This window comes from Nocardioides renjunii (genome assembly GCF_034661175.1).
Lineage (GTDB): Bacteria > Actinomycetota > Actinomycetes > Propionibacteriales > Nocardioidaceae > Nocardioides > Nocardioides renjunii.
The window spans coordinates 3965842-3991741 of record NZ_CP141058.1; the positions used below are offsets into that span (position 1 = coordinate 3965842).

21 protein-coding genes and 1 riboswitch are annotated in these 25900 nt (G+C 65.0%); of the genes, 9 read left to right on the forward strand and 12 right to left on the reverse strand.

Annotated features, from left to right (window positions below):
• Positions 1–58 precede the first annotated feature (58 nt).
• Both SHK17_RS19035 and SHK17_RS19040 read right to left on the reverse strand, forming a co-directional pair.
• Positions 59–817: a hypothetical protein gene (locus tag SHK17_RS19035; protein ID WP_322920360.1), complete on the reverse strand. Its 759-nt coding sequence runs from the start codon at positions 815–817 to the stop codon at positions 59–61.
• Between the two features lie 144 nt (positions 818–961).
• Positions 962–1090 carry a hypothetical protein gene (locus tag SHK17_RS19040; RefSeq protein ID WP_322920361.1) on the reverse strand — a complete coding sequence of 43 codons (129 nt, stop codon included), beginning with the start codon at positions 1088–1090 and terminating at the stop codon, positions 962–964.
• A gap of 145 nt (positions 1091–1235) precedes the next feature.
• Here SHK17_RS19040 and SHK17_RS19045 point away from each other — a divergent pair, with 145 nt between their 5' ends.
• Positions 1236–2081, forward strand: a complete 846-nt coding sequence (locus SHK17_RS19045) for a DUF6461 domain-containing protein (RefSeq protein ID WP_322920362.1) — start codon at positions 1236–1238, stop codon at positions 2079–2081.
• Between the two features lie 3 nt (positions 2082–2084).
• Here SHK17_RS19045 and SHK17_RS19050 read toward each other — a convergent pair whose 3' ends face one another.
• Both SHK17_RS19050 and SHK17_RS19055 read right to left on the reverse strand, forming a co-directional pair.
• A complete protein-coding gene (locus SHK17_RS19050; RefSeq protein WP_322920363.1) occupies positions 2085–3845 on the reverse strand; it encodes a sensor histidine kinase in 1761 nt (586 codons plus the stop codon).
• Entirely contained in the window at positions 3842–4486 is a 645-nt protein-coding gene (locus tag SHK17_RS19055) for a response regulator transcription factor (protein ID WP_322920364.1), read from the reverse strand. The genes SHK17_RS19050 and SHK17_RS19055 overlap by 4 nt, the downstream gene beginning before the upstream one ends.
• A gap of 153 nt (positions 4487–4639) precedes the next feature.
• Here SHK17_RS19055 and SHK17_RS19060 point away from each other — a divergent pair, with 153 nt between their 5' ends.
• The gene (locus SHK17_RS19060; protein WP_322920365.1) at positions 4640–5032 is read left to right on the forward strand and encodes a hypothetical protein; all 393 of its coding nucleotides are present in this window, start codon (positions 4640–4642) and stop codon (positions 5030–5032) included.
• A gap of 1041 nt (positions 5033–6073) precedes the next feature.
• On the opposite strand, the gene SHK17_RS19065 is transcribed toward SHK17_RS19060, so the two are convergent.
• Positions 6074–6730 carry a hypothetical protein gene (locus SHK17_RS19065; protein WP_322920366.1) on the reverse strand — a complete coding sequence of 219 codons (657 nt, stop codon included), beginning with the start codon at positions 6728–6730 and terminating at the stop codon, positions 6074–6076.
• Positions 6731–7042: 312 nt separating this feature from the next.
• Between SHK17_RS19065 and SHK17_RS19070 the strand changes: the two genes are divergently transcribed.
• From SHK17_RS19070 to SHK17_RS19080, 3 genes are all read left to right on the forward strand, one after another.
• Entirely contained in the window at positions 7043–7744 is a 702-nt protein-coding gene (locus SHK17_RS19070; protein ID WP_322920367.1) for a hypothetical protein, read from the forward strand.
• Positions 7745–8056: 312 nt separating this feature from the next.
• Positions 8057–8782 (forward strand): hypothetical protein, encoded by a 726-nt coding sequence (locus tag SHK17_RS19075; RefSeq protein ID WP_322920368.1) that lies wholly within the window; start codon positions 8057–8059, stop codon positions 8780–8782.
• A gap of 155 nt (positions 8783–8937) precedes the next feature.
• Positions 8938–9633: a hypothetical protein gene (locus tag SHK17_RS19080; protein ID WP_322920369.1), complete on the forward strand. Its 696-nt coding sequence runs from the start codon at positions 8938–8940 to the stop codon at positions 9631–9633.
• Positions 9634–9747: 114 nt separating this feature from the next.
• Here the strand turns inward: SHK17_RS19080 and SHK17_RS19085 are convergent, their stop codons facing one another.
• Positions 9748–10998 carry a hypothetical protein gene (locus tag SHK17_RS19085; RefSeq protein ID WP_322920370.1) on the reverse strand — a complete coding sequence of 417 codons (1251 nt, stop codon included), beginning with the start codon at positions 10996–10998 and terminating at the stop codon, positions 9748–9750.
• A 511-nt stretch (positions 10999–11509) separates the two neighbouring features.
• Positions 11510–12712 carry a hypothetical protein gene (locus SHK17_RS19090; protein ID WP_322920371.1) on the reverse strand — a complete coding sequence of 401 codons (1203 nt, stop codon included), beginning with the start codon at positions 12710–12712 and terminating at the stop codon, positions 11510–11512.
• Between the two features lie 2064 nt (positions 12713–14776).
• On the opposite strand from SHK17_RS19090, the gene SHK17_RS19095 reads away from it, so the two are divergent.
• The gene (locus SHK17_RS19095; RefSeq protein WP_322920372.1) at positions 14777–15388 is read left to right on the forward strand and encodes a GIY-YIG nuclease family protein; all 612 of its coding nucleotides are present in this window, start codon (positions 14777–14779) and stop codon (positions 15386–15388) included.
• Between the two features lie 25 nt (positions 15389–15413).
• Here SHK17_RS19095 and SHK17_RS19100 read toward each other — a convergent pair whose 3' ends face one another.
• The 3 genes from SHK17_RS19100 to SHK17_RS19105 all read right to left on the reverse strand — a co-directional run bounded on the left by SHK17_RS19100 (position 15414) and on the right by SHK17_RS19105 (position 19316).
• Positions 15414–16142, reverse strand: coding sequence for a hypothetical protein (locus tag SHK17_RS19100; RefSeq protein ID WP_322920373.1), 729 nt, complete (start codon positions 16140–16142; stop codon positions 15414–15416).
• Between the two features lie 308 nt (positions 16143–16450).
• Entirely contained in the window at positions 16451–16831 is a 381-nt protein-coding gene (locus tag SHK17_RS21185; protein ID WP_405030384.1) for a DUF2511 domain-containing protein, read from the reverse strand.
• Between the two features lie 1009 nt (positions 16832–17840).
• The gene (locus tag SHK17_RS19105) at positions 17841–19316 is read right to left on the reverse strand and encodes a hypothetical protein (RefSeq protein ID WP_322920374.1); all 1476 of its coding nucleotides are present in this window, start codon (positions 19314–19316) and stop codon (positions 17841–17843) included.
• A gap of 575 nt (positions 19317–19891) precedes the next feature.
• Here SHK17_RS19105 and SHK17_RS19110 point away from each other — a divergent pair.
• Positions 19892–20743, forward strand: coding sequence for a hypothetical protein (locus SHK17_RS19110; protein WP_322920375.1), 852 nt, complete (start codon positions 19892–19894; stop codon positions 20741–20743).
• Between the two features lie 169 nt (positions 20744–20912).
• On the opposite strand, the gene SHK17_RS19115 is transcribed toward SHK17_RS19110, so the two are convergent.
• Positions 20913–21602, reverse strand: coding sequence for a hypothetical protein (locus SHK17_RS19115; protein WP_322920376.1), 690 nt, complete (start codon positions 21600–21602; stop codon positions 20913–20915).
• A gap of 344 nt (positions 21603–21946) precedes the next feature.
• Here SHK17_RS19115 and SHK17_RS19120 point away from each other — a divergent pair, with 344 nt between their 5' ends.
• Positions 21947–23146, forward strand: a complete 1200-nt coding sequence (locus SHK17_RS19120) for an ATP-binding protein (RefSeq protein WP_322920377.1) — start codon at positions 21947–21949, stop codon at positions 23144–23146.
• Positions 23147–23181: 35 nt separating this feature from the next.
• Positions 23182–24366 (forward strand): DUF6414 family protein, encoded by a 1185-nt coding sequence (locus SHK17_RS19125; protein WP_322920378.1) that lies wholly within the window; start codon positions 23182–23184, stop codon positions 24364–24366.
• A 153-nt stretch (positions 24367–24519) separates the two neighbouring features.
• On the opposite strand, the gene cbiE is transcribed toward SHK17_RS19125, so the two are convergent.
• A complete protein-coding gene (cbiE, locus tag SHK17_RS19130) occupies positions 24520–25734 on the reverse strand; it encodes a precorrin-6y C5,15-methyltransferase (decarboxylating) subunit CbiE (protein ID WP_322920379.1) in 1215 nt (404 codons plus the stop codon).
• 18 nt (positions 25735–25752) lie between these two features.
• Positions 25753–25899: riboswitch (cobalamin riboswitch) on the forward strand.
• Position 25900 lies beyond the last annotated feature (1 nt).

Genomic DNA, 25900 nt, shown 5'->3' on the forward strand with positions numbered 1-25900 from the left:
GCGGGCCCGTCGGAGCCGGGGAGCCAGTCTCAGATCCGGCGATCCCGCCTTAGGCCGCCTACTCAGCGACGGCCCGGGCTGCTTCCTGTGACTCCGCCCGCCACAGCCGGAATTCGCTGCAGACCCTGGCAGTCACTATCGCCGCAGCGGCAAGAAGCGTCAGGACCACAAACACGACCAGGGCATGGTCCCAAGCGTTCCTCGATGACGAGGTTTCGGCCGCGATGAACGCGCCAAGGGCAAGCACCAAGATGGACAACAGCACCACCGCAAGCCATCTAGAAGCCCGGCGCAGAATCCACATGATCACTAGACAGGAAGCGACTAGACCAAAAAGCACTACGAAGGCATATCCCCAGCTGAGCATGCTGCCGAGCGCCAGCCCGGCCAATCCAAGTGACCCGCCGGCGACAACCTCGTTCAACGCTTGCGGAACCATGCGCCGCGCCGACGGCCAGAGCCGACCGGCCAAGGCAGTCAATCCGCCGAGGAGGCCGAGCATCATCGACATGAACGCCAGCGCGAAAGTCGACGGGAAGGAAGGTCGCTCACCGGTCAGCGCGTTGGAGTCGACGCACATACCAACTTGATTCAGGGCCCAGTCTGAGTTGTCTCCAGTTGCCATGGTGGAGTCCCGAGCCATGGTGGTGATCGATCGAACCGGATCGTTCGCATCGACAAAGAGGCCACAGAAGCTCGCAGAGAATCCTGGAGCTACGAGGATGCCTGCCAACGTGACCAGCAACAGTCCCGCCAGGAACGCGCCTAACCCCGCCTTGTCAGAGATGGATCCGTCTGGTGCGCTGTTCGCTGTCACCGGCGCATCGTAGTAAGCAGCGCGAGACAGCCGACGACACCGGGCGCGGGTCTTGGGGTCGGCACGCCAGGCGACCTGGTTCTGGGGGGACAAACGTCAGGAGCCACCGACCGGTGGGGGTCCGGGCCTCCTCGCAGCAGCAGATCAGACTTGCTGGCCCAGCGCGAACTCGACGTTGCCCTCGTCGTCCACGCCGCCGTCGAGCACCTTGTCGGCCAGCATCACGGATGCCGTCTCCTCGACGTAGACGGTGGCACCGTCCTGCTCGAGCACCTGGTCGCCAGGCGCGGCTTGGTCCGCAGGGCTGACGGACAGGGACTGCCCATCGGGCCCGGTCGCATCGTCCCGAGGGCCAAACCGAGGTCCGGGCACAGCCAACGTCCCGCGCGGGTGCCCTCGGTGGGCGACACTGACTGACATGCGTTCCCGGGGACGGCGCACCGCCGCCGCACTGCTGGTCCTCGGCGTGCTTGCACTGGGCGGCTGCGGAGACCAGGACTCGTCCGAGGGCACGTCGAGAGTCGACGGGCTCAATGGCGGCAACGACGAGAGCCCGCCGGAGCCGACCCCGACGCACATCGAACGGGCTCCCACCGCGTCGCCGACGTACGAGCCTCCGGAGCTCGACCGCACCCAGCTGGACGCCAACCTCGCCGCGCTGTCGCCCGACGACCGCGAGCTCGTCGACCACTACCTGCACGCCCGGGGCGACGACCGTCTCGGCGAGGGCACGTGGATCGTCGCGGCGCCGATGACCGTGGAGGAGGCCCGGCTTCGCCTGCTCGGTCCCGACGCACGACCAGCGACCGCCGCCGACGAGGGCGCCATGATGAACGGCAACGCGTCGGCGTACTCCTTCCTCCAGGTGGGCGACGGCGTGGTGGCCTGGGAGGACACCGGCTTCGCGGACCCGCCCAAGCGCCTCCTCGCGGCGCTGTCGCAGGGCGGCGCGGTCAGCGCCGTCGCGACGGACAACATCGAGGCGATGACCCGCTTCGGCTACGCCCGCGACGGCGAGATCGTCTTCGACGCCTTCGAGTACGCCTTCGTCGACAGCCTCGACGAGATCCCGGCCGAGGTGCGCCACCTCGCTGCCCTCGCGTGGGACGACCTCGAAGGCCCCATGGTCGAGACGGCCGACTGGTCCGCAGTCGCCCAGGCGATGAGCGAGAAAGTCACCGGCGTCCGCGCGACGGCAGCCGTCCAGGACGTCGAGGAGTGGTACGTCGTGCCGCTGCCGTGGGGCGTGATGGAGGACTACTGAGCCTCACTCCGACGGCCCCAGCGGGATCGACGCCTCGACCAGACCGCCGTCGCGCGTGGCGTACGCCGTCAGCGTCCCGCCGACCTGCAGCGACCGCTCACGCATTGACGTGATCCCGACGCCCGGGGTCCAGCCGTTCGCAGACCCGCCGTCGTCGCGCACCGCCAGGACGAGCGAATGGTCCTCGACGTGGAGCGACACGTCGGCGTGCGAGGCGGCCGAGTGGCGTACGACGTTCGTCAGCGCCTCGACGACGATGCGGTACGCCGCCACCTCGGTGGCCGCGCTCAGTGCGGGCAACGGCTCGGGCACCCGGACCGTCACTGGCAGCGGCGTGCCGGCGGCCGAGTGCAGGGTCGCCGCGTGCTGCCGGATCGCCCCTTCGAGGCCAAGCTCGTCGAGCGCCGGCGGTCGCAGGCCCTCGACCAGTCGCCGGATCTCGGTGATCGCCTCGGCGGTGTCGGCGCGGAGATGCACGAGCAGCGCGTCGGCCTTGTCGGGGTCGGACCGCACCTGGTTGCGCGCGGCATCGGTCGCGAAGGCCACGCCGCTGAGCGTCGGCCCGAGGCCGTCGTGCAGGTCGCGCCGCAGCCGGCGGCGTTCCTCCTCGACGGCGGCCACGACGGCCTCGCGCGACTTCTGCAGGTCCCGGCTCATCTGCCGCGCACGCAGGGTCTGCGCCAGCAGGGGCGCGACGATCCGCAGCACGTCCTCGTCCGCGGCCGACAGCCCGAAGTCGCCGGCCCGCAGGCCGACGACGACCTCGCCCACCTCGTCGTCGCCGAGCCGCAACGGCAGCACCCGCGTGTGCGTGACCGCTGTCCCCGACGACGCCAGCACCTCCCCGCCGGCACGGATGCTCGCGTAGGGCAGCACGAGCGCCTCGCGCACGGCGTCCAGCGCGAGCGCCGGGTCGTCACCGATGCGGTCCGCCAGCGACGTCGCGGCCGCCAGCGGGTCGGGTCGGTCGCCGAACAGCAGCTGGTCGACGACGCCGCGCAGCAGCACCTGCAGCGGGCGCACCCCGAAGGCGAGCACCGCGCAGAGCACGATCGTGGGCGTGGCCTCCAGCGGGCGACCCCGGGCCGCCTCGACCGCAGAGGTGAGCCCGACCGCGACGGCGACGTACGCCACCACGACGGTCGCCGCCACGACGGCGCGCGTCACGAGACCGCGTACGTCGACCACCTCGGGGCGCACCACACCGACGACCATCGCCACCGGGCCGAGGGCCATGACGGCGACGAAGGCCGCGCCGAGGTCGGGAAAGGTCATGACTCCCGCCGACTCGCTGAGGAAGCCTGCGAACGGCGCAGCGATCCCGGCACTGATCCACGCCAACGAGCTCCAGGTCAGTGCGCGGCGGTACTCGACGTCACCCTGCTCGAGCGCCCACCACACGTGGACCAGCAGTGCACCGACGAGGACGAACCCCATCAGCTCGAACGAGTCCTCCCACGCCACGCTCAGCGCGCCGGCGCCGACGACGACCACGAGCAGGACGAAGGCGACGGGCTCGCGCCAGGAGAGGCGGGGGTACGCCAGCACGGCGAGCGGCAGCAGCAGGCAGCCGGCCAGCCGGAGGACCGGCGAGGGGACGCCGTCCAGGTCGAGCACGACGGCCGCGCACCCGAGGAGCAGCGTGACGCCACCGAGCACCAGGCAGGCGGCAGACCACCGAGACCGGCCACTCTGCCGGATGAACCAGCCCGACGCCGTCGTCACCACGCCGAGGAAGGCCGTGGCCGCGAGGACGGGCGTCATGACCCGCCGAGCCCCTCGCGCCGCGCACGCACGATGGCGGCGGACCGGTCGGCGACGGCGAGCTTCACGAAGATCGAGGAGATGTGGTTGGCGACGGTCTTCGGTGAGAGGAAGAGCCGGTCCGCGATGGCCTGGTTGCGCTCGCCCGCGGCCATCAGGTCGAGGACCTCGCGCTCGCGAGCGGTGAGCTCGGGGAACGGCTCGGCCACCGGCGGTGGTACGGCGAAGTAGCCGAGCACCCGCTGGGCGACGCCCGGGCTGAAGATCGCCTCCCCTGCGACGACGGCCCGGATCGCCCGATCGATCTCCGCCTGGTCAGCCCCCTTGAGCAGGTAGCCCTGGGCGCCCGCGCGCATCGCCCCGAACACCGTGTCGTCGTCGTCGAACATGGTGAGCACGAGGACCGGTACGCCGCTCGCGCGCTCCCGGATCCGGCGGGTGGCATCCAGCCCGTCGATCCCCGGCATCCGGATGTCCATCAGCACGACGTCCGGCTTGGTCAGCACGACCTCGCGCACGCCCGCCTCGCCGTCCGTCGCCGTCCCGACCACCTCGAAGTCCGGCAGCGACTCCAGCAGCGCTCGCAACCCGCCGAGGACGACCGGGTGGTCGTCGACCAGGACGACGCGGATCGGGCTCATGTGCTCATCGTCCTGCCTCGAGGCGCCTTTGGCCCGGGATCCTGCACCTACCCGACCCGGGAGTCGTCCTCGATGATGGGGAACGTGCGCCGATGCCCGCCGGCGGGCGCGCCACGACTCTGGAAGCACCACCACCCGACCAAGGAGCTTCTGATGACCACCACCGCACCCGCCGTCACCTCCACGCCCACCACCTGGAGCACCAAGAACAAGGTCGGCCTCGGCATCGCGATCTTCTACGCGCTGACGAACCTGCCCAGCGCCTTCATGCCGACTCCCAACGGGGAGGACGGTCCGCCGGTGGCGATCCTCTGGGTCTGCACGGTCCTCGCCGCCGTCGCCCTCGTCGCCGGCATCATGGCCTGGCGCACCGGCAGCCGCCCCGCCGCCCGCCTGACCGCCGCCAGCCTGATCGTCGTCACCCTGACCTCACTGCCCGCGTTCTTCGTCGACGTTCCGGCCGCACTCAAGGTCCTCGTCGCTGCCGGAGTCGTGGTGACGGTGGTGTTCACGGTGCTGATCTTCTCGCCGGCGAAGCGGGGCTGAGGTCTGCTGCAGTACGCCGCCGGGCCGTCGGGGTCCGGCGGCGCTGGCCTGCTCATTAGCGGCGCAATGCCGCACCCCGGACGGACGCGGCACTATGACGCGGGCAACTTAGGCGGGTGTCCCTGACGGTCGCAAGAAGCTCAATCGCCGAGAATGGGGCCATGACACTCCCTGTCCCGTGGATCGTCTGGCAGCCGAGTGACCTCTGGGTCGCACGCCGTCGAGACGTCCCCTCGTTGATCGATCCGCACCTTGACGATGGACGGGTACGACATGCGGATCGAGACGAGATCGATTGGGGCCAGATCGCTCGGTTTCTAACCCAGGCGTCCCTGCGACTACCCACTGCGAGGGTCGAACAAGACGGTTGGGGCACAGTGCTGGTCCCGGCTCAGCTCCCGACCGACGAGCGCGCACGCACAATCATCGCCTCGTTTGGGAAGCAAACTACGATGAGCGCGGATTTCGATCCTGGGGATGAGCAGGTATCTAACGGTCGTCATCGCCTCTGGGCATGCTTCAACGCGGCACCGGACGCCGCTCTACCTATTCGGTCCTGCGTGTTAAGTGACCTTCGCTCGTCTGCACATGAAGCACCCGGGTTTCTCGAAATCGTTCGGCGCGAGGTGGCTCGTGTTGAAGGCCAAGCTCGCGCATCCTTCGCCAGCACCACCGAGGCGGCAAATGAGCAATTCCTTGAGCGTCTCAACGCCGTCAATGCATAACCTCGTAAGACAGTCCTTCCAACACTCACATTCTGCTATCTCGCAGCCGCTTGCACGGCGACCCGACCTCAGAACTCCCACTCGACCGCACCCGTTGCTACGCCTTGCGGGCCAGTTGAGTGGCCGACCCCACCCGACCTGCACTCCCAGTAAACCGGATCCTGATGTCCAAGGGGCTGCCACGCCCCCGTCCGACCTGTCAGAGACCGTTGTTCGTCTCTCTGGTTCGATCCGCCGCTGCCGCGTTGATAGCGGCGGTGTGACGCACGTTTGCTACAGCCACCTCTGTCAATATCGGCGTGGTTTGCTCCAGCTACTACTTCTGTGATTCGGCGGCGGCGACATCGGTGAAGGCGAACACGAAGGTGGGTGACTCGACGCCGCCGACATCGGTGATGGACTTCTCGCCGACGCAGTTCTTCTTATCTTTAATGAACTTCCCGCTGAACTCGACCAGGTCGCCTTCGTTCAAGTCTGCGACCTTGCCGTAGACAGGTGAGTCGCGTGTGATGAGTGACGATGCCCCGTCGAGCGCGTCGGAGAATCCGTTGTTCCAGGTGCCGACTGCGATGCGGTCGTCAAGCTCGATCTCGAGCGTGCCGGAGTCGCCGCCCATAGTGGTATCTAGGCCCTTTACGATGCCGTACCAGCCTTTGACAGCCAGGTTCTTGGGGAGAATTCCGCAGATGGCGTCGTTGCGGGTTTCGCGGAGTTGGACGACCTTCATCTCGTTGGCGTCGGCAGCGCCGTCCTTGGCGGTGTTGACGGCGTCGACGAACTCGGCCTGGTCTGCAGGGAACGACTTGGAGGCATCGGCGGCCGCGCAGCTCGTCAGCGCTACAGCAGCGAGCGCTGCGACAATAGCAACGTGGCCTGCCTTGCGGCGACTGCGCGGCTGCTGAGGCCGCGCGAGGTGCCGAGCGCTGTTCTGGTGATTCGAGACCGGACTAGGTAGGGACGAATTGCTGATCACGCAGCATAGGCGAACACATCTGGGGTTAGGTCGTCCGGGGTTTGCGCAAACTTGCTGACTCGCCAGAGATATGCTGGTGAGGACAGAGCTCGGTAAGAAGTTGTTTCAACGCCTCCTCTCCAGCAGGTCGGCTGCTTAGAGCAGCGGCTGACAGGCGGCGCGGTGATGCGTCGTCCCTTTGGAGACGGGCATCTGGTCCGCCGTTGACACCGCAGCTATACCGACAGGACTTCAGACGTGTCTCTGCGCTCTGTTATCCGACTGTGACAAGTTAAGAAACCGGGGTCGTCGCCTCGAACTACGGTCATGCACGTGAAGACGACTCGCCTTGGCCTTACCACTCTCGCTACTGCGACCCTGATGCTGCTTACCGCGTGTGGCGAAAGCGACTCCAGTGATAGCCGCACTGACAGCGCCGCCGGGAGCGCGACCCTTGGAGAAGAGCCCTCTGGGTCCTCCGCCGGAAGCGTGGAGGTCGTGGAGACCGGGTTCGGTCAGCGCGACGAGTACGTGCAGGGCATCGCAGTGGTCACTGCTGGACCGGTGGGGGAGTTCGTCACCGTGTCCATGAACTTCCTCGACGCGTCGGGCCAGGTCGTGGCTACCGAGGAGCAGGTCGAGAGCGTCGCCCGTGACGGCGACGAGCTGGTACTTCCGGTCTGGCTTAGCCTCGATGACCCGAAGGTCAAAATCGCCTCCGTGGAGGCCACCGCGTCCATCAGCGACTACGGCTCTGCCGAGGAGGATTACCCCGACCTGGGCACCTTCGAGACCACAGAGATCATCTCGGACGGCTACAACGCGAAGTTCCGCCTCACCAACCCCACGGACGAGGCGGTCGAGAGCGCCCGCATTGGCGTGGTCTGCTACAGCGCGGGCGGCGACATCATCGGCGGCGGCTCTGACTACCCCAACCTGTGGCCCGCAAACGGGGAGATCGTCGTCGAGGCGTCCATCACAACCTCCGGCAAGCCCGCGAAGTGCGTCGCTCACGCACGCCATGAGGGCCTGTAAGCCGTCCTGGCGTAGCTGTGCCGCCGACCCCGGCGTGCGCTGAACCTTGGGACGGCGGTGGACGCACATGGTGGGTGACCTACCCAGCGCCGGGAGTTCGACGACTACAGAGACTGGCGGCTGCCAAGGAGGTGCCCGAGGAGCGCGACCGAACCGGTGGGCCGACTCACTGGACGGCGACAAGCTCGAGACCAATACCGAGTACTGACCTAGGAGTGATGCCGGGTCCTCAGGCGGCGAAATGGGCTAGGTCCAGGTGTCACCGATTCGTGCGACAGTCCCAGCGGCCCCTGACCGGCCCTACTATCGCGCATGCGCAATCTTCTGGCTGGCGCTTTCGTAAGCCTCCTGGCGTCCATGTTGACCGTGACCGCCTCCCCTGTTGCGCACGCCGACGCGGTCGCGACCCTCGACGTCGCGACCCCGGTCGCGGTGCCCGGAGAGTGCTACGACTACCGCGTCAACTACGACATGAATCTGCCGCCCGGCGCCACGAGTTGGTTTGCCGAACTTAAGGCCAAGTCGGGCGGCAATGGTGGCCAGACGACCACTGACATCGCCTACTACGAGGCACTGAGCGGCAGCGGGTTCACGTCCGTCGACCTGTGTGTGTTCAGTAAGAAGGACTTGAAGGTCGGCCTAGCGTTGACGGGGTCGTACGAAGACGGGGCCGGCGGCGGGACCATCTCGGCAGATCTGTCGATCAAGCTCAAGCCGGCGAAGACTCGCACCAAGCTGTCCGTGTCGACCGTCGCCCCGCGGTTCAATCAGGTCGTTCGGTTCAACGGGCGAGTTCAGTACTACCACGGGGACTTCACGGCCTGGTATGCGCAGGAGTCTGTGTGGGCACAGCTTCAGATCCGTGCCGGAGGTCGTTGGGTGAAGTTCGGACCCGAGCTGTTCACCGCCACGAACGGCACTGACCACATCGACTACCGATGGAACGTGCGCGGCACGTTTCAGGTCCGCCTCCTGGTCCCGGCCGCGGACGGGCACGCACGGTCGGTCTCCGACGTCGTCACAGTCCGCACACGGTGAGGACTAGGCCGGCCTTGCAAGTGGGCCGGAGCGGACTTCCGCTCTCGCGGCGGAATGGACTACGTAGGGCGGAGCGTCGAGCTAGTGGAGCGCAGTTCTTAGATGACTACGCGTTGGGTCAGGATCCCGCTCTGCCCGCCGGCAGGATCGAATCTATGGATGTCAGGCTGCATGGCTTCTTCAGCGAGTTCGTGGAACGTGTCGATGACTACCTGCCCCGGTGCAAGGAACTCGTGAACGCCTGGGGGGACCGTGCGCTTAGCGTCGGCACTCTGCGCCAAGACGGAGCGCCTGCGGGCAACACCTTTAAAGAAAGCGTGTTCTCGCACGTGGTGAAAGAACTCGCGCGTTCTGAGGCCGAGCGGAGTGACGAACATCGATGCAAGTTCGCGAATTTGGAGATTGAGGTGCGGCGTCGCGACAGTCGGCGACACCGCGCACTCGAGCAAGAGATCGAGCGTGCGACCGAACGGGCGTCCGTCCTGTCCGACGAACTCTCGCGTGTCCGCTCGAACGTCGCAGATGCTTCGAAGCAACTGGATGTCCTTGAGTCTGGTGAAGGCTTTCGACTCGGATTGCGGGTCCTCGGACTAGTCTCAACTCTGGTGATTGTCCCGCCGGTTGTCCTTCTTCTCCTCAGGCCGGACGGTTGGGGTGCCTGGTGGCCAGCGTTGGCGGTTGCTGTTCTGTTTGGGGGTGGGGTAGCGGTCACTCTTCGCTACCTGTACGTCTATTCGTCGTTCATCCAAGGGCGCGTGACGTTGCCTCACTCGCCGCTTCAGCTCCTTCGATCGCAGACGGCAGCGGCGCCTCCTCGAGCCAGCGGCACAAGTGAGCGGCTAACGCACTAAGGATGCGACTACGGTGGCTGGCCTTCATCGTCGGACCGGATCGCGGCGGAATGGGTCATTCATCGCAAGGTCCTGGCAAGGTGCATAGCCTGGCGCCGGCGCGGACGTTGGCCTTCAGCGCCGGCCTCCCGAGTCAGTGTCCGCGAGCTCGGCACGCAGAACATGGAACTGACGCCCACTACGCGGCATCCATCCGACCGCCGCATGGCCGCTGTCTCCAAGGGCGATGGTGTAATCCGCTGGAGGACTGCCTTCGCGCGTCACGTTCAACGGCGCAGTCCATCCTCGTCCGGCTTGCTTGTACCTGGCCCGCAACTGCGCCTTCTCGCCTTTGGCCGCCCACACCACCAAAGCGTCCCCGCGCCGGTTCACCGCGAGCTGCGCGTCGGGATTCACCGAACGGGGGCGCGTGACGCCGACGGCGAGGATGCACGGGCGGCGCCACTCGCCATCCGGGCGACTCCACCTGACCAACAGATGGCCACCGTCCCACCACCCCATCAGCGCTCGCCCATTCGCATCCGTGCCTACGGGATTCCAGAAGAACCCATCACTCGGGGCCGGGTGCCGGACCGGAGACTGCCAGCGGCCTGAAGGGGTCATCCGTACAGTGAACTGCGACCCAGGCATTGGGTCCCCTTCGTAACCAGTGCGATCACGCAGCACCACGGCGGAACCGTTGGGGCTGACGGTCAAGTCGTGCCCCAAGAACCCGCCGCCGGGGAGACGTTCCGGGGAACCCCACCCACCCTCGACAGTACGGCGGACGGCGTACAGGCGTTCACGGGCGTTGATCCCGCGGCTAAACAGCAACACGACCCGCCCCGCATCGTCGATACCGGCTCCCTGCAGCGACGCGTCCTTCGCTACCAGCTCCGCCGGCGCCCATCCTGCGCCGGCGGCCGGACGGTAGGAGGTGTACAGGCGCTGGCGTCGCCCCTCGAACTGGTCCCAGGACATGAGAGCGGCGCCGGACGGGTTCACCGCAAGCGCATGACTCGAGACGAAGCCGGCTCCCAGCACCGCTGGCGAGCTCGACCACGCGCCGCCAGCCGGGCCCCGGTCAGCGACCGTGACCTCGAAGATCTCGTTGAACTGCGACGGTCCGCCGGTGTAGCCGAGCCCGTCTGAGAACCACACCAGCGTCTGCACACCTGCTGCGTCCGCAGCCAGGACGTTGTGAAAGCCAGACCCGTGGAACACCTGGCGGTGCTCTGGGTCCGGAGGCCCCGCGGGTGACTGAGGGTCACCGGGCCCGGCCGGGACGTCCATGGTTCGAACCTCGCCGGCGTCCAACGAGACGGTCCACGCGACCGTCGCCGTGCCGGTGCGACTCACGAACACATCGTCGAGCGTCCCGTACACGGGTAGACGGTGAGTCACGGTTTCGCCCAAGCGCCGCAGGCGCTTCGGCTCCGACGGGCAAGGCGCCGGCCCCTGGTCGGCAGTTTCTCGCATTGTGCCGACCTCGGTTGCTGTCTCGGTGGTAGCCGCTGCTTCTTCCGATAGCTCGCCTTGGGAGCCAGACGAATCTTCTGCCGCACACGCAACTGCGCTGCCCAGCAGCAGCGACACCACCGTCAAGCTGTGAGCAGTGCTCAGTCTGTGGGTGCCCATGCGTCGAGTGTGCGCCGCCCATCGCGCTTCCGCCCAGGGCTACCGTCCCGATCAGGCCGGGAACTTCAGGCACATGCTCATCGGCACGAGCGTCGCTCCGCAGGCGTCGGCAGGCGGCGAAAGGACGCAGGTCGGCGACTCTGGATCCCATGCGGTGCTGAAGCGACGGAGGGGTGGACGGCGCACCGTCACTGAGACGCGGAGACTCAACGACTCGAAGCGGGAGAATAGCGATGCCCTGAGGATCCGTGAGGTGCCCTTACAGGATGGCGGAACCGCGGCTCGCGGGGTTTGCGCTCACCGGCGGAAGGGGGGCCAGAGCCTCTTCGAGCAGGGAGTCGATCTGGTCCACCGGTATCGACGTCTCACCCACCCGCAACTGTTCACCATTTGAGGCCTCAAGCTCGCGGCGCACATGGTGAGCGGCTCGCCGCGTCTCCGGCGTGGCAGTGGTCTTCTCCGGAGGTGGAGGCGTGGCACCGGTGGTCAGGTTCTGGCGAGTCGACACAACCGCATATCCGAGCAGGACCAATCCGCTGATGATTCCGATTGCCTGGATAAATCCGTCGGTCGCAAACTCCGTATTGAGCACGGCTAGGAGAATGCTCGCGAGTTGACCAAAGGTGGCCGTGAGCGTCACGACGGCGCCGACAAGCAGGCCAGCACTCGTTACGTAGAGGCCTGAGGGGACACTGCCAGTTACGGCCTTGCCTCCGACCTTCGTGGCCGGCACTTCGGGGCACCGCCTGCGGAGGACCTGCACAATCATCGGGCTGAGTCCGACTAGCCCCAAGGACAGCGCGCTGACCACGAGAGAAACAGCCAGAACGTCGGGTGTTTCGCCCTCGCCCAGCAGTGCCTCGGTGACCTTGTCGGCACCGAAGACAGCGGTTACGAGCGTCGTCAGAACGGTCGCGTTGGTAGCCCACCCGTCGGCGAACTTCCACGTCGCATCAAGCCCTGGCAGTGGCATCCACCAGCCCTTCTTCTGGGCGTTGTCCGGGAGCCTCCACAGACTGAAGGTCAGTATCGCAACAAGCATCGACAGACCCGCACCGACCGCGTATGCGGTAATGGCGTCGTCCCAGTTAGGGCTAGGCGCGGAGGGGGGTTTGGCGACCAGCTTGAACGGATCGGGCGCGGTCGCAACCTCAACAACAAACGGCGTTCCCGCGGTCCTCTCGATGTCGCAGGCGGCAGAGAACGAGATCTCGAATACCTCCTCGCGGTAGGGATTCAACTGGGCGCCATCTCCAGCGCTGACAGCGCATCCCTCCGCCGCGCCCGTCCCTGCCGAAGCCGTCACGTCGAGAGGATCAGGGCCCTGGTTCTGGAGTGAGACCTCCGCGGTGGCACCGTCGTCCGAGGCGGTCATCGAGATGGAGTCCTCGTCGCTCGTGAGTACAGGGGCGTCGTCGGCGAGCGCGGGCGGCCCGAACCACACGCCCATGAACACGATCATGCCGACTAGGACGACTCGTCTCAGCACCGCGGACCCCCGTTGCTCCGTGGACCAAAGGTCCCGTCCACTGATGGTCGCGCCACATCTCGGCGTCAAGCAATACATGACACGCTCTAGCTTCATTGGAGGCAGGGTGGACTGGACCGCAGCACGTTTGGTTATAGCGCTGCGATGGCCAGGCCAGAGCGCACCGTCGTTGCGTGGGAGTTGGATCTGAGTTCCTTGAAATGACGTCAGGGAGAAACGGCTTGCACTGACTCCGGGCGCAACGGCGCCCGTTATAGCCCCCGGTCGCGCAGATTCAGCGGTGAGCAGATGTACCGCACCATGAAGCGGCTGGGTGACATTGACGCGTACAAGCGGCGGTAAGACGCACTCATCCCGGCTGGTTCCGTGGTGAGTCCGCCACTTCCTCAATCTGCCTTGCAGAGAGCGCTCGGGACCGTGACGATGGTTGTGCGGGGCGGTGGCAATTCCGCATCGCGAGGAGCAGGCATGTCACCGCACCCGGTACATCACCGATCGAGCACCAGCGTCGGGTCGCTGCGCCGCCGGCGTCCCCGCACGATCGCGACGCTCGGTCTGGCTCTTGTCATGTTCTGCGCGGCGGGGGGACCGGGCCCTGTGGTGTCGGCGTCACCGCCGGCGCGGCCGAGCGAAGCGGGCTGTGAACCGCGCATGCTCGTCTTGCAGGGGTTGACTTCGACCAGTGACGCCAGTGTTGATGCTGTAAGTGACAGCGGCTGGGTGGCCGGTACCTCATGGGAGGACGCGGCACCGCGCACTGCGGTGGTCTGGACGGACCCGGAACGGGTTATCGACACGGGGGTCGGTGGCGTGACGCTCCCCAATGGCAGCACCGTTACCGCTCGGGTGATTGACATGAACGAGGGCGGGACGGTCGCTATCGACCGGTTGACGTCGAGTCCAAGAGGCTCGGTCGTCGCGCAAGACGCCGTCGTCTGGAGCGAGGAAGACGGCGTCGCCGTGTTACCTACCTCGACATATCGGCCAGTCGCTTCCATTACGGCGATCAACGATGAAGGTCACGTACTCGGATGGGTCGCAAGTCTTAGGCACGGGAGTGTTCCCGTGGTCTGGAGGGACGGTCAGCGGTCGCGGCTCCCGGTCCCGCCGCAGGTCGAGGCGTATGCGAGCGACATCAACAATGATGACTTGGTCGTGGGAACGGCTCACAGTCGTGACTTCTCCGTGGGGTATTCATGGACATGGAGCGGCGGGCCCAAGCTCATACCGCTCCGTCCCACCGACACCACGGCAGCGGCGGACGCAACCGACATCAACGACTCCGGGCTCATCATCGGCGGGCAACACGTTGGGCCTGGAGACGGGATGCGGACCATTGTGTGGCGCAACCGAACTGCTTCCCCGCAACGCCTAATGCGCATACAGAGCGTCGACCTGCACAACAGCGGATACCTCGCGGCAGTTGAACCCGGTTTTCGTGGATACGGCGCGACGGCTTACGTCGGACACCGCCGCCGCGAGGGGGTCAAGGCGCAGCTCCCGCGACCGCCCGTTGCAGTGGGCTCTCGCGGGTGGACAAATGTGCGTGCGGCCGCAGTGCGCGCGGCCCCTCGAGCTTTGCGCCCCAAGGCGGCGTCACAGTCGGAGGCTTTGCTCAAGACTTCGACGTGATGATCTCCCAAGCGATCCTTTGGACCTGCAGTCAAGGTTGGCTGAATCGCTGAAAGCCCAGGGACCAGGCGTGACGACGCGCCGATGCGAGGCGCGACGCGCGGACGTGCGGCGGCGCGCATTTGGCCCGCCGCTGGGAGCGGGCACTGCGCCGCTGGCCATACTGCGCGCATAGCCATCCGTGATGGGCCCACCCTCACGAGCCAGATGCCTCCAAGCAACCAGCCGAGCTGGCCGCCGACGGACCCGTCATCGTGACCGCAACGGTGCTCGCGAACCGACCTCGGCGTCGCAGTACATCCCCAACAACGGCGTGACAATGCCTGACGCGATTGCTGGTCCGGACGCGGCGGAATGACTCATCTTGCGAGCGTCGTTCGCTGGATGGGACAAGGATGTGCAGTTATGGCCTCGGACTCCCCGCTCGCGCACGCGCTGATCGACCTCGCTGGAGTGAGGCACACCCACGCTGACGCTGGCGAACTGGTTCCGAAGGCGGCTGGTCTCTACGCCTTCTACGGCGACGACCAGGCGTGGTCAGACCTCGACTTGTCTCCCGCGTTCGACGATCAACCGCTCTACGTCGGCAAGGCCGAGAGCAGTCTGAACGGCCGTGACGTCAGTACTCACTTCGCGACCGGCAAGACTGGCTCTTCGACCGTGCGCCGCAGTCTTGCCGCGCTATTGAGGACCCAGTTCGACCTAGTGGCGGTGCCGCGGAACTTGGTGCGACCTGACGGCAGCGCAAACTACTCGCTTGAGCCCGCGGGCGACGAACGACTGAGCCGATGGATGGGGGAACGCCTGCTATTGGCGACCTGGGTCAAGCCGCAACATGTCCTGCTTGATGAGGTCGAAACCGCGGCACTCCTGCGGCTCCGGCCGCCCCTTAATCTCGACAAGGTCGGTGAGCCGCGCGAGCGGCTGCGCCAGGCCCGACGCGCCATGGCGGCCGAATCGAGGAAGTGGACCGTCGGTTGGGAGGCGAGTTCGCCGCGGCCGAAAGAGCAGCCGTAGCCAACTGGCGGCGGCGTGACGCACTTCAATGGTTGCCGCGGGCAGGTCGAATCGAGGCGTGGAGCCGATGCACGTCCTCTCGAACCGCTACGGCAACTGGGCTGTCGTTCACATCGCCGTTTCGAGTGAAGATCACTGCGCGGACTGGCTCATCATCCTCTCCGAGGACACGAATCACTTCTGCCGCGGTCGCGTCTAGACGTAGCGAGACAGCGACTTCACTTGGCTCAGCGAAGTCATGGAGTCGGCTCACCGGCGTAGTCAGACGTACTTCGTCTCCGTGCGCAAGCTCATGGGCCAGCCAACGACCGATCGCGTTCGTCGTTAGCAGCCCGACATAGGTGTCGCCGTCATAGATCGGAAACTGAGAGAAGTCCGCTTGAACATGGGCCAGGACTGTCGCCAAGGCGTCGGCTGGTGAGACGGACCGAATGGGAAACCGCTCTAGAAGATCCAACGCCCGGGGCGGTTGCTGCAGGTGGTCCAACAATCGTCTGGCCTCATCGATTGTCGTTTGGTGCGGCGTCGCTATTGGGCTGCCTTGTCGATAGGCCTCATGGCTCAGAGCGTTCCGGAGATCTGCAAGAGCAATCAGGGCCGTGTATTGATCCTCTGTCAGTGCGCCGGCCATACGCGAGGATTCGGCCAGCGTCTTGAGCGGCGTGAACTTTCGCCCTCGCATACTGAAGGCCAACACGGATTCGATGCTTGCAATGACATCGAGAAACTCCCGGGCGGGGTCACGATCAGTCATCTGCTGCGCCCACGGGGGGGATGTGCGCGTTCCTGTAGACATCGACAGCCAGCGACGCAACAGTTTTCACGCTTGGCGTGGTGGCCGATCCCCTGACCGCTCGCAACGCCTCGACGGGCGTTGGTGCTCTGGCCGAGATGACGCCGCAAGCGACGGGTTGGCGTGCGATGAGACGCAGTGTGTCGCTTGCGGGGCGTGGCGACCTGCGGGCGCGTCTGGGGCGAGGCACCCAAGACATGCACGTGCGCCAACCGAGTTGTACCCCCGAGTTGGTGCACGACGGCTCCCGCCGCAGCACTCAGGTGGACTCACCGGGGACATAAGGAGAGGCCAAGGTCGATCAGCGGGCCGATGTCCTTCTTCGTTCCGCCCAGAGCCGTGCTGTCAGACCAGATCTTGCGAATGTTGACGTATTTCCGTGTCGACATGGCGCTGCCATTAACGGCGTACTCGAGCCCGTTTGGCGCAGTGAAGACAACTTCGCTAGCGCCCACGCATCGGAGCGCGCCCCTCTGTACGTCGAGCGGCCACTCTTTACCCATGCTGTCGCGAGAGACGTTAACGCTCCGAGGTTCGGTCTGACCCTCGTCTGGTGTGCATGCGGTCGATCCCACAAGCAGGAGACTGGCCGCAAGTACCACGACGCTATGGCGCGTGGGACGTCGACCGCTGGGGCGTCGGGTCATCATTACTCGCTACGACGAGCGACCGAAGCGTCTGCGAAGAGGACCAACCCATCGGCTCGTCATCGCGTTCTTGACCGGGCCAGTAGTCACCTCAGAAATGCGCCACCAGTAGGCGAGCCGGACGTCGTGACCGATGTGCGCGTTCCAAGTTCTGTGCAGGCCCAATTCGGTGATGCGGCCGTCGTCTGGTCCGAAGGGCCGGTCGGGACGTGGGGTACCGAGAAGGGGACCGAGCGCGTCGATCGCGGGCTTCCAGAGCGAAGTCCAGTTGCGACCAGGCGCGAACTCGAAGGCCACGTCCAAGGCTACTGGAACGCCGGGCGACATGTCCGGGCGTACATCAGCGCAGGCGCGGTGAATGCGCTCCTTCCAAGCACGGTGTTCATAATTCCCAGAGACTCGGAGCTCGAGGCTAGGTTCAGGGCCAGGATTGACGGGGGACGTCGGTCCGCACCGCAACACGGACTCAGTCTGAACGGCCTTGGTCCCAAACACGGCGCAGAACCGATGGCGTCTGAGACAATTCGCGACCGGTAGAAGGTAGTTATCCAAGTCGCGGTCAACTATCAGTTGCCTTCGCGGAAGACCGACGGTCAGTTCGATGGCCAAGTTGCCGTCCATGCCGGCAAGCCCGGCTTGCACGATCGAATCCACCTGTTCGAGGTAGGCCTTCAAGCGCACCTGGTCCGGGTGTTCCGCGCTGTTCCAACTCGCGAGCCTTGGCTGCGGAATCCGCAAAGGCGCGGTGGTGGGTCGCTCAAACCGCGTGGGCACTCAACCACGGTACGACGCTGACCGGTTACAAAATCAAGACCGTCAGCGGCGAGGTGACCAGACTGTGGGGCGCGGACGGCAGGGGCCGCAGCGTGTCTGGCCAGGCGGGGCACGGGCCGACCGAGGCGGCTCGACCCGAAAGGAACTGGGAGATGTGCGCGGAAGCGGCGGATTGACGCACCGAACGATGCGCCAGCTGACGTGTGGTGCTGTCAACTGGCAAACACGGTGTCGTGGACTATCTGGACCTGCCCGACCGAGTTGTGACTCGCGGGACGGCGACTGTGGCGATGCACACCTCCACGAGTCTTCCGTCGACTCGATAGGTGTGGTGCGGCCAAGCCTCTACAGGTCCATCGGATGCGCCTGCGAAGCCGGCAGCCTGGGTCGCCCATTCCCTTGTGCTTCGTTCACCTACAGAGAAATCTTGCTGCCGACACAGGGATAGCAGGACGGCCTGCGTAGACCGTGCCGTGAGGTACCGAAAGATCTGGTCTTCGAGAGCTTCGCGAATGTCTGCTTGAGCGTCTGCGAACTTGGACTCGCACAGGAAGACCTCAGCCGGCCCGGATCCTTCGGCAAGAACGTTTGCAGAGACGTGAATGTCGACCCTGCCGCTTCGCGAGAACACCTCGCGCCCGGCGTGAGGCATGGTCGCGTTCAGTGTGGCGGCCAAAAGGTCGCTGATCGAGTCCTCATCTAGGTGGCCGAAGCCGCGTGGGTTACGTTCGACCGCGTCTGCCCACGTTCGAATGGCTCGGAGTACCTCGGCGAACGACTTGGGGCTGAGTCGGTAGCTCATCTCACGCAGGTCAAGGTCAGTGGAAGCGGCGCTTGCTTCGCTTGCTGTGTTAGTGACTTCCACCGTGCGTGCGTCGGCTTCTTCGGAGGCGCCAACCTGTCCGTCGTCGACCAGCGTCTCGATGGGATGCGCCTCGACCACAGCCTCCTCAAGTTCGAGCGGAGCGCCTGCCCACTCCGGTGGCACAGTCAGGTCCTTCAGCAACTCCGTTCGGTTGATCAGCACCCGACGGCGCTCTGCAAGCACCGCGCGCGCGAGCGTAGGTAGCTCGATCTCAAAGTAGTCACGCGCCTGCAAAACGATCTCGTCGAAGATCGCCCTCATTTCCTGACATCGTTCCCTGATGAGAGGTTCTAGGCCGCCGGAGCTTGCGAGGGCTTCTTCCTCCTCGGGCGTGAGATCTACGAAGGTGTAAATCGCCCACTGGTGCTGGTCGAGATCAACGAGGTGGAGTTGCCACGTTGGCTGGAGACGCCAGTACTCCTTGGCGTCATCGTCAGAGGCACTCGCAAGACTGGCGTAGCCGCCAATGCGCTCCATAAGTTCGTGGTGTACCGACCTAAGAGACTGCTCGCTCTTGTCGGGCCAATACCCGAGCATCTCGATGTCCCCGGACACGGGAAACTTGACCCAGAAACGGGTCGTGGCGGCTCGCACGCCTTGACCGACGTGCCTGAGCTCGCCCCCTTGCTCAACAACGCTGGCAGACTGCAACTGTCCGAGCTGCGGGTACTCAGGACGCACCTCCGCTAGGCGCTGATCGAGGGCAGCCTCGACGGCGTCAAGCTGGTCGAGAGACCGGGTCGTTCGAATCTCTTGGAGCAGGCCCCGCGCCTCGGGTCGCCCCTGCAGGTGGTTCGAGAGCGAGCGCTCTTCGCGCATGAACTCGGTGAACAGGCCCTGGTCGCTCATGTGGGTAGTCTCTCGTGCGTTCGGTCAGAGATCGGCACGAGGCTGCCTTAATATTTCTGACAGGACTGGAGATGTCAGCCAGCGGCACGCAACCTCTCCTACTAGGTCTGCTCGACAGTTCGGCGTTTCGCTCGTCTTTGTGCACCCCCTATAAGCAATCGGCGGCGGATGAGCGCGTCCACTCCCACCTCCACCGCTGCAGCGTCGCGAGCGACTGGCATGGCGCAGGATGTGCAATCTCTAGAACGCCTCGTCGATAGACGGACGATCCGATGGAGGCGGCGCCCCCAATACGTCGGGAGTGGGCGGCGCATTCACCTGCGGCAAAGCACAAGCCGGTCAGGTCGCCGCCGTCAGCTACAGCGGCCGAGTGCCTGGTTCTGCTGGGGCAGCCTCCTCGTCAAGCGGGTCGCGCCCGCTGGCAAGGACGGTCCCATCGCGAAACCGGGTCTTGACGTGTTGGGACTAGTCTCCTCGCCGTCTGTCTGTTTGGGTTGGGGATCATGCGGGGGACTACGGGGCGAGAGCGTCTTCTGCTCGCGTACTTAGGTGCGCTCGGCCTCGGGATATACGTCGTGGCCTGGGATCTGGATTGGAGTTCCGTGGAGTCTAACGACGTTATGCTTTGGGCGCGACTGATCTTGGACTACGTCAAAGCCTTGGCTTGGCCGCTGGTGGTCGGGCTCATTGTCTACGCATTTCGCGAGAAGATCGCCGATAAGATTGGCGACCTGAAGGATGCGAAGACCCCCATCGGTGAGGCCAGCTTCTTTGACCGTGAGGCAAGGGAAGTGGAAGCGAAGGCTGACCGCGCGGCGGACCGCCAGCAAGAAGGGACGCCGCCACAGTCCGATCCACAAGCAGGCGCAGGAGCGACTTCGAAACCAAGCGGGCAGGCGGAGCCTAGGGATCCTGGGTCGGCAGACGCGCGCAAACAAAACGAAAGACACAGGGAATTCGTTCAGCGGGAGGCCGACCGACGCATGCTGACGCGTGCATGGGTCGAGTTGCGCGAGATGCGTTACGACACGGCACATTCCATCGCTGCGACCGCGCCCACGGCTGCTGTGATGCTGGCCTACGCGAACTTGGAGCGAGCGGTGCGGTCGGCGTGGACGATCACGAAGGTAGAAGAACCGAAGACGTTCTCAATCACTCGCCTAGTGAAGGACCTCACCGAGACCGGTCTGGACGCTGAGTTCTGGGCTGTCTCCCGATCGCTAATGAACTTGCGAAACAAGGTTGCTCACGAAGGCGCAGAGGTATCGGTTATCGGATCATTCGACTTTATCGGAGCGTGTGAGCGACTCACTGCAGCTTTGGAGGCGAATGCAACCTCGAAGCTCATGCACCCCTCTCGGAACCACCTGACGAGCGACCTTCTGGAGACGATGCGGGCGGATGGCCACAGCCGGACCGAGACCTGACGGGCTCCCCGTTCGGATTTGCGTTAGGCACAAGCAGCGAAGTGGCGCGGTAATCAGAGGCACCTACAAGATCAGTCCGAAGAGTGCTAGCGAGTCGGAGCTTGCCTGAGACCTTGGTGCGCGAGGCGGCCGGGCAGCGCGTTCCATGTCTGGGCAACCAACGGGTGCGTCACTGCCGGGCAAAGTAGTCGTAGGCGGCGACTTGCTCTGCTTCGGCCCGCCAGGCCGGCGGCAGCGCCCGCTTCATCTCGGCTATGTCGCTGCGGCTGTCCAGATATCGGGGAGCGCTGGCCAACATAGAACCCAGGAAGACGACGTACGTCATGCCTGAGTCGGCCAGTTTGGGCAGGTAATGGGCAGATGCGCGCCGGCCAACTTGCTTGTGCGCCCAGCCGTTGTACAGATGGGAAATGAAGATCGCTAGCGTGTCGATTTGTGTCGGCGTTCGTGTATCGGCTGTCACTTCACCAGTTGCTAGATTCACTGCTCCTGTCGCCATTGCCCAACCGATCAGAGGACAGGTAGGTAGCTCGGTCGCGGCGAGCGCGTGCCCGGCGGCGGTACTCATCGCCGTCGCCATGAGTCGAATGTCCGGACTATCGACGAAGGTGGCGCCGTGCCCGACCCGGGATTTGTACGTAGCCACGGCGCCTTCTCGAGCGAGGTGAGCAATGGGGCCGTCGTCCCGGCGGTAGTCAGCGGCGTGAGAGCGCACTTGAAGCACGATGTGACTGCCATCCAATACGGCTCGGTCGCTTAGCCACTTCGCGGAGAGCTCTACGCGGTCGATGAGCCAATCTCGGCGCCCGTCCGCCCACGGCGCCCAGGCCGCGGCTGTTGGCAAGTTGACCTTCAGCATTCGATTGTCCCTTCTGAGCACATGACTGCGAACTCTGGGACCCCAAGGTCGTCCTGCGATGACCCAATGAGTCCCGACGAGACCAAGGGTGCAGGGCACCACCGACAGCGACGATGGTGTCCCTCAGCACTCTGCAGTGACGGCACGCAGCAACTGCTCGGCGGCGGACCAGGAGCTTTTCGACATGCGGCGAAATGACGCGCCTGGTGGGTACGAGTGAAATCGCGGCGGACTTGGCGGGTGGCACGGCACGCCTCGCGTGGCGTTGACCTCTAGTGTGAACTGCCAGGATAGCTGGGACCGCCGATGTGTGCCCACGATGAGCGCTTCGCGAAGGAGGCAAGGTGCCGATCGAGGCGTTCTTCTTGCGCATCATTGGGCCAGACGGGGCGGGTGGTCTCACCTGCGAAGGGCGCGATGGGTCGAAATTTCCAGTTCCGGATTACGTAGACGAGCCGTTCAGCCCAGGCGACGTGGTCAGGGTAAGCGGCGAGGACTGGGTCGTTGTGGACCCAAACAATTGGGTCGAGAATCGTACGGTTGGAGTCGTCCGAGCGATGACATCCACTGCAATAGTGGTCGACACGGGCACAGCGCAGGTCGCAGCAACGAACTCGCGCGGTGCATCACTATCTGTTGGTAACACCGTGGTCTTGGATGCCAGGGCAGATGTTGTGGAGGTAGCTTCACCGACGCCACTGGAGAGATTGCCGATCCATATTGACCGTTCGGACGACGAGTTCGATCCGGACTCGTTCCTTCAACCGCCGCGCGCTGAGCGGTTGCGGTGGAGCGACTTCGGCGGATTTCCAGACATCGTTGAGCAAGCGAAAGAAATTGTACAGGTACACCTAAAGCGCCGTAAAACGTACGCCAGCCTTGGCGTTACTCCGTTGAGGGGGGTCATCTTCGAAGGCCCTCCGGGCACGGGAAAAACGTACTTAGCGAGGATTATGGCGGCGAAGGCTGATGCGGCCCTCTTCGTAGTTAGTGCATCCGAACTGGGCGGCCGGTTGGTTGGCGAAAGCGAAGGCCGGTTGCAAGCGCTCTACGACCGAGCCGCTTCCCATCCGATCGCAATCGTTTTCATCGACGAGCTTGATGGCATAACGCACCACAGAGGCGCCGAGAATGCTGGCCATGCCGACAGGCTTGTAAGCACCTTCCTAGTGAACATGGACGGATTCAGGGCAAAGAACAACATATTAACGATTGGCACAACGAATCGAATCGGGGACATAGACCACGCATTACGCAGGCCTGGCCGGTTCGGCTCTGAGGTCACGTTCCGGCGGCCCGACCGCTCTGACCGCCTAGCCGTACTTCAGGCTAGTTCTCGGAGCCGCAAGACGACTGGACCGTTGTCGCACGAGTTGCTCGCAGACGTGACCGACGGATGGTCGGCGGCAGAATTAGAGGACATCTGGACGGCCGCAGCAACGCTGACGGTGAAAGCGCGTAGAACCCGAATTGGTGACGACTTCTACGTTATGGGCTACGAGCGCGTCAAGCAGCGACGTAGCGAAAAGCGAGGCATGTCTTGAACGGTCCAAGCTGGTGGCGACGCAGCGTCGCGTGGGTGCGTTTCAGGGCGCGGCTGGGAGCAATCCGCGGCCTTCGACTATTCACAGGGTCCACCAGCGAACTTCGCCAGTTTGTCTATCTTGATGAGGTAGCGCTTCGCAGCTTGATGGCCGCGAGATACGGCGCCGAGGACGTGAAGGTGATTGAGTCGCTTACCCGCGCGCGCGAATACGGGGGGTCAGCGCGAGCAGACTTGAACGTGCCAGCAGTCAGCGGCGTGCGAGGAGAAGGCCGCTTCAAGTCCACTACTAGTCGCGCTCGCCAGGTCGAGCGACAGACAACCGTTCAGTCGATGTTCAAGGAATTTCTCGATCGCGAAGTCAGCAGTAATGCGATCACCTGGGATGCTACAGCGGGGGCCACCCCAGGGCCCGAGCCTTTCCACTTGCGCAGGGGCGAATTGATTCAGGTTCGGGTCGAACTAGCCGCTGACCCTACGTACAGAATCAGTGCGTTCATCGCAGAGTACTCTGAGATGATGAGGAGTCTGTCAGATGACGGTCTCAGCCCGATGGACGAAGTCACGCAACTTAGCGGCCTCCTCGAGCGACTCATGGTCGGACAGATTCCGATACGGGCGCGAGTATTCGGATACGACTCCTTGACGGCTGCAACTAGTGAGCCGTTGCATGGTGCCCACGACGACACGGCAGGACCGCTATACCTGGTGGCAACAACCGAGCTTGACCAGTACTGGACTGACACGCGAAGAGTGCTGTTCGGCGAACAGTCTTACACCGTTCTTGCTCGCGTAGTAGAAGACGGTCCTACGGAAAACTGGTCGCCGATCAAACTTTTCGACATGGTGCGAGGGATCCTGCCGGACCTGCAGGACAAGTTTACTGAGCTTCAGGCGGTGTTCGAAGACACCCCGATGGCCGCGAGCCATCCTCCCGCCGAGTTACCCGCGCTAGAGACGGCGCTTACCCACTACGCAACGGAACTGGGATTGCCGGTGCGCGAGGAAGCGGTCCGGGAGCAGATCCGACTCGTGGCAGCGGACGCAGTCGAGCACGTTCCGAGCGCGACACATGTCAATGGCAGTTTCGACAGCATCGACGGCCTCGCCGTCCGCCTCGGATATGACCGTCCACGCGGATTGGAAGCTCTTGAGCTTAGAAGCGCGGCACGCCGGCAGAGCGCCTTGAATGCTCGAGGGGAGGTACCGCCCAGCGTCTAATACGTGAGCCGCCCAGTGGGCGTCGCGCAATCATTCCTCGAAGTGGAGATCATTGCGATCTACTGGTGAGAGACACGCTGTCGGGGGCCGATCGAGGAGCTTCACCCGTTGCGATGGCGCCCATTCTGGGCGAAGAGCCGTAGGTCGACCGTCTCAGGCGAATGGCCCGACAAGCGCCCACTGTGTGACCACTCGCGCGGGCGTCCAGCCGGTGAAGGCGCCGACCGGCGCAGCCGTCTCGACGCTGACGCGCGTGAGCTCGCCACCGTGGTCGGCGTACACCTCGGCGAGCAGCGTCTCGGTCTCGAGGGTGACGCCGTGGACGACGAGGCGGCCGCCGCTCTTCAACGCCGCGAGGCAAACGTCGAAGACGCCTTCACGGGTGGCGCCGCCGCCGATGAAGATCGCATCCGGCGCCGGTAGCCCGGACAGGGCGTCAGGTGCCCGGCCCTCGACGACCTGCAGGTCGGGAACGCCCAAGGTGTGAGCGTTCCGACCGATACGCGCGGCTCGTTCGGGGTCGGACTCGATCGCGATCGTGCGACAGGTCGAGTGTGCGCGCATCCACTCGATACCGACCGAACCGGCCCCCGCGCCGACGTCCCAAAGCAGCTGGCCGGGGGCGGGCATGAGCCGGGCGAGGGCGGAGGCGCGGAGGTCGCGCTTGGTGAGCTGGCCGTCGTGCTCGTACGCGTCGTCGGGGAGACCAGGCGCCCACGACGCCTGGCCGCTCCCCGCGACCTCGATCGCGATGACGTTCAACACTGATGACTCAGCGGACCACGACGAGGCGACACCCGAGACCGAGGACTCCGTTGACGAGCCGAGATCGCCAAGGACGGTCAGCCGCGACGAGCCCCAGCCGGACGAGGTCAGCAGAGATGCGACGGCAGCGGGCGTCGAAGCGTCCGAGGACAGCACCAGAGTCCGACGGCCCGGTGCTAGCTCTAGCGCCAACCGTTCGAGAGGCCGGCCGACCAGCGAGACAACGGCGCAGGACTCGAACGACCACCCCATCCGAGCGCGCGCCAACGCCACGGACGAGACCGCCGGCACCACCCGCACCGGAGCCCCGAGGTCGAGCAGCGTCGAGGCAATCCCCGACACCAGCGGATCCCCCGACGCCAGCGCGACGACAGGACGCCCGGCGTACTCCGACAGGAGCCCCGGCAGAGAGGCAGCCAGCTGCGAGGGCCACGGCACCCGCTCTTGACCAGGGACGGAAGGCACCAGCGAGAGGTGCCGCGAGCCACCCCACAGCACCGACGCCTCGAGCACGAGATCACGGGAGGACGAAGGCAGCGAGGCCCATCCATCGGCCCCGATCCCGACGACAACGACCTCCGTGGGCACCCCAGTGGCAGACACGACCGCAGACGCTATCGTGACGCGCACAAGGCGAGAGGTGCCCCGAAGTCTGGGGAGAATCTGGGAAGCCGGTGAGAATCCGGCACAGGGCCCGCTGCGGTGACTCGAGACGTCGAACAAGGCGTATCGAGAAGTCCGAAGACCGGCCTCCCGCCACCCATTGAGC

Coding starts and splice junctions, on each gene's coding strand:
- SHK17_RS21185 (WP_405030384.1), bottom strand. CDS start 16,831: ATGATGACCCGACGCCCCAGCGGTCGACGTCCCACGCGCCATAGCGTC.
- SHK17_RS19100 (WP_322920373.1), bottom strand. CDS start 16,142: ATGACTGATCGTGACCCCGCCCGGGAGTTTCTCGATGTCATTGCAAGC.
- SHK17_RS19095 (WP_322920372.1), top strand. CDS start 14,777: ATGGCCTCGGACTCCCCGCTCGCGCACGCGCTGATCGACCTCGCTGGA.
- SHK17_RS19045 (WP_322920362.1), top strand. CDS start 1,236: ATGCGTTCCCGGGGACGGCGCACCGCCGCCGCACTGCTGGTCCTCGGC.
- SHK17_RS19090 (WP_322920371.1), bottom strand. CDS start 12,712: ATGATCGTGTTCATGGGCGTGTGGTTCGGGCCGCCCGCGCTCGCCGAC.
- SHK17_RS19050 (WP_322920363.1), bottom strand. CDS start 3,845: ATGACGCCCGTCCTCGCGGCCACGGCCTTCCTCGGCGTGGTGACGACG.
- SHK17_RS19080 (WP_322920369.1), top strand. CDS start 8,938: ATGGATGTCAGGCTGCATGGCTTCTTCAGCGAGTTCGTGGAACGTGTC.
- SHK17_RS19105 (WP_322920374.1), bottom strand. CDS start 19,316: ATGAGCGACCAGGGCCTGTTCACCGAGTTCATGCGCGAAGAGCGCTCG.
- SHK17_RS19055 (WP_322920364.1), bottom strand. CDS start 4,486: ATGAGCCCGATCCGCGTCGTCCTGGTCGACGACCACCCGGTCGTCCTC.
- SHK17_RS19060 (WP_322920365.1), top strand. CDS start 4,640: ATGACCACCACCGCACCCGCCGTCACCTCCACGCCCACCACCTGGAGC.
- SHK17_RS19075 (WP_322920368.1), top strand. CDS start 8,057: ATGCGCAATCTTCTGGCTGGCGCTTTCGTAAGCCTCCTGGCGTCCATG.
- SHK17_RS19115 (WP_322920376.1), bottom strand. CDS start 21,602: ATGCTGAAGGTCAACTTGCCAACAGCCGCGGCCTGGGCGCCGTGGGCG.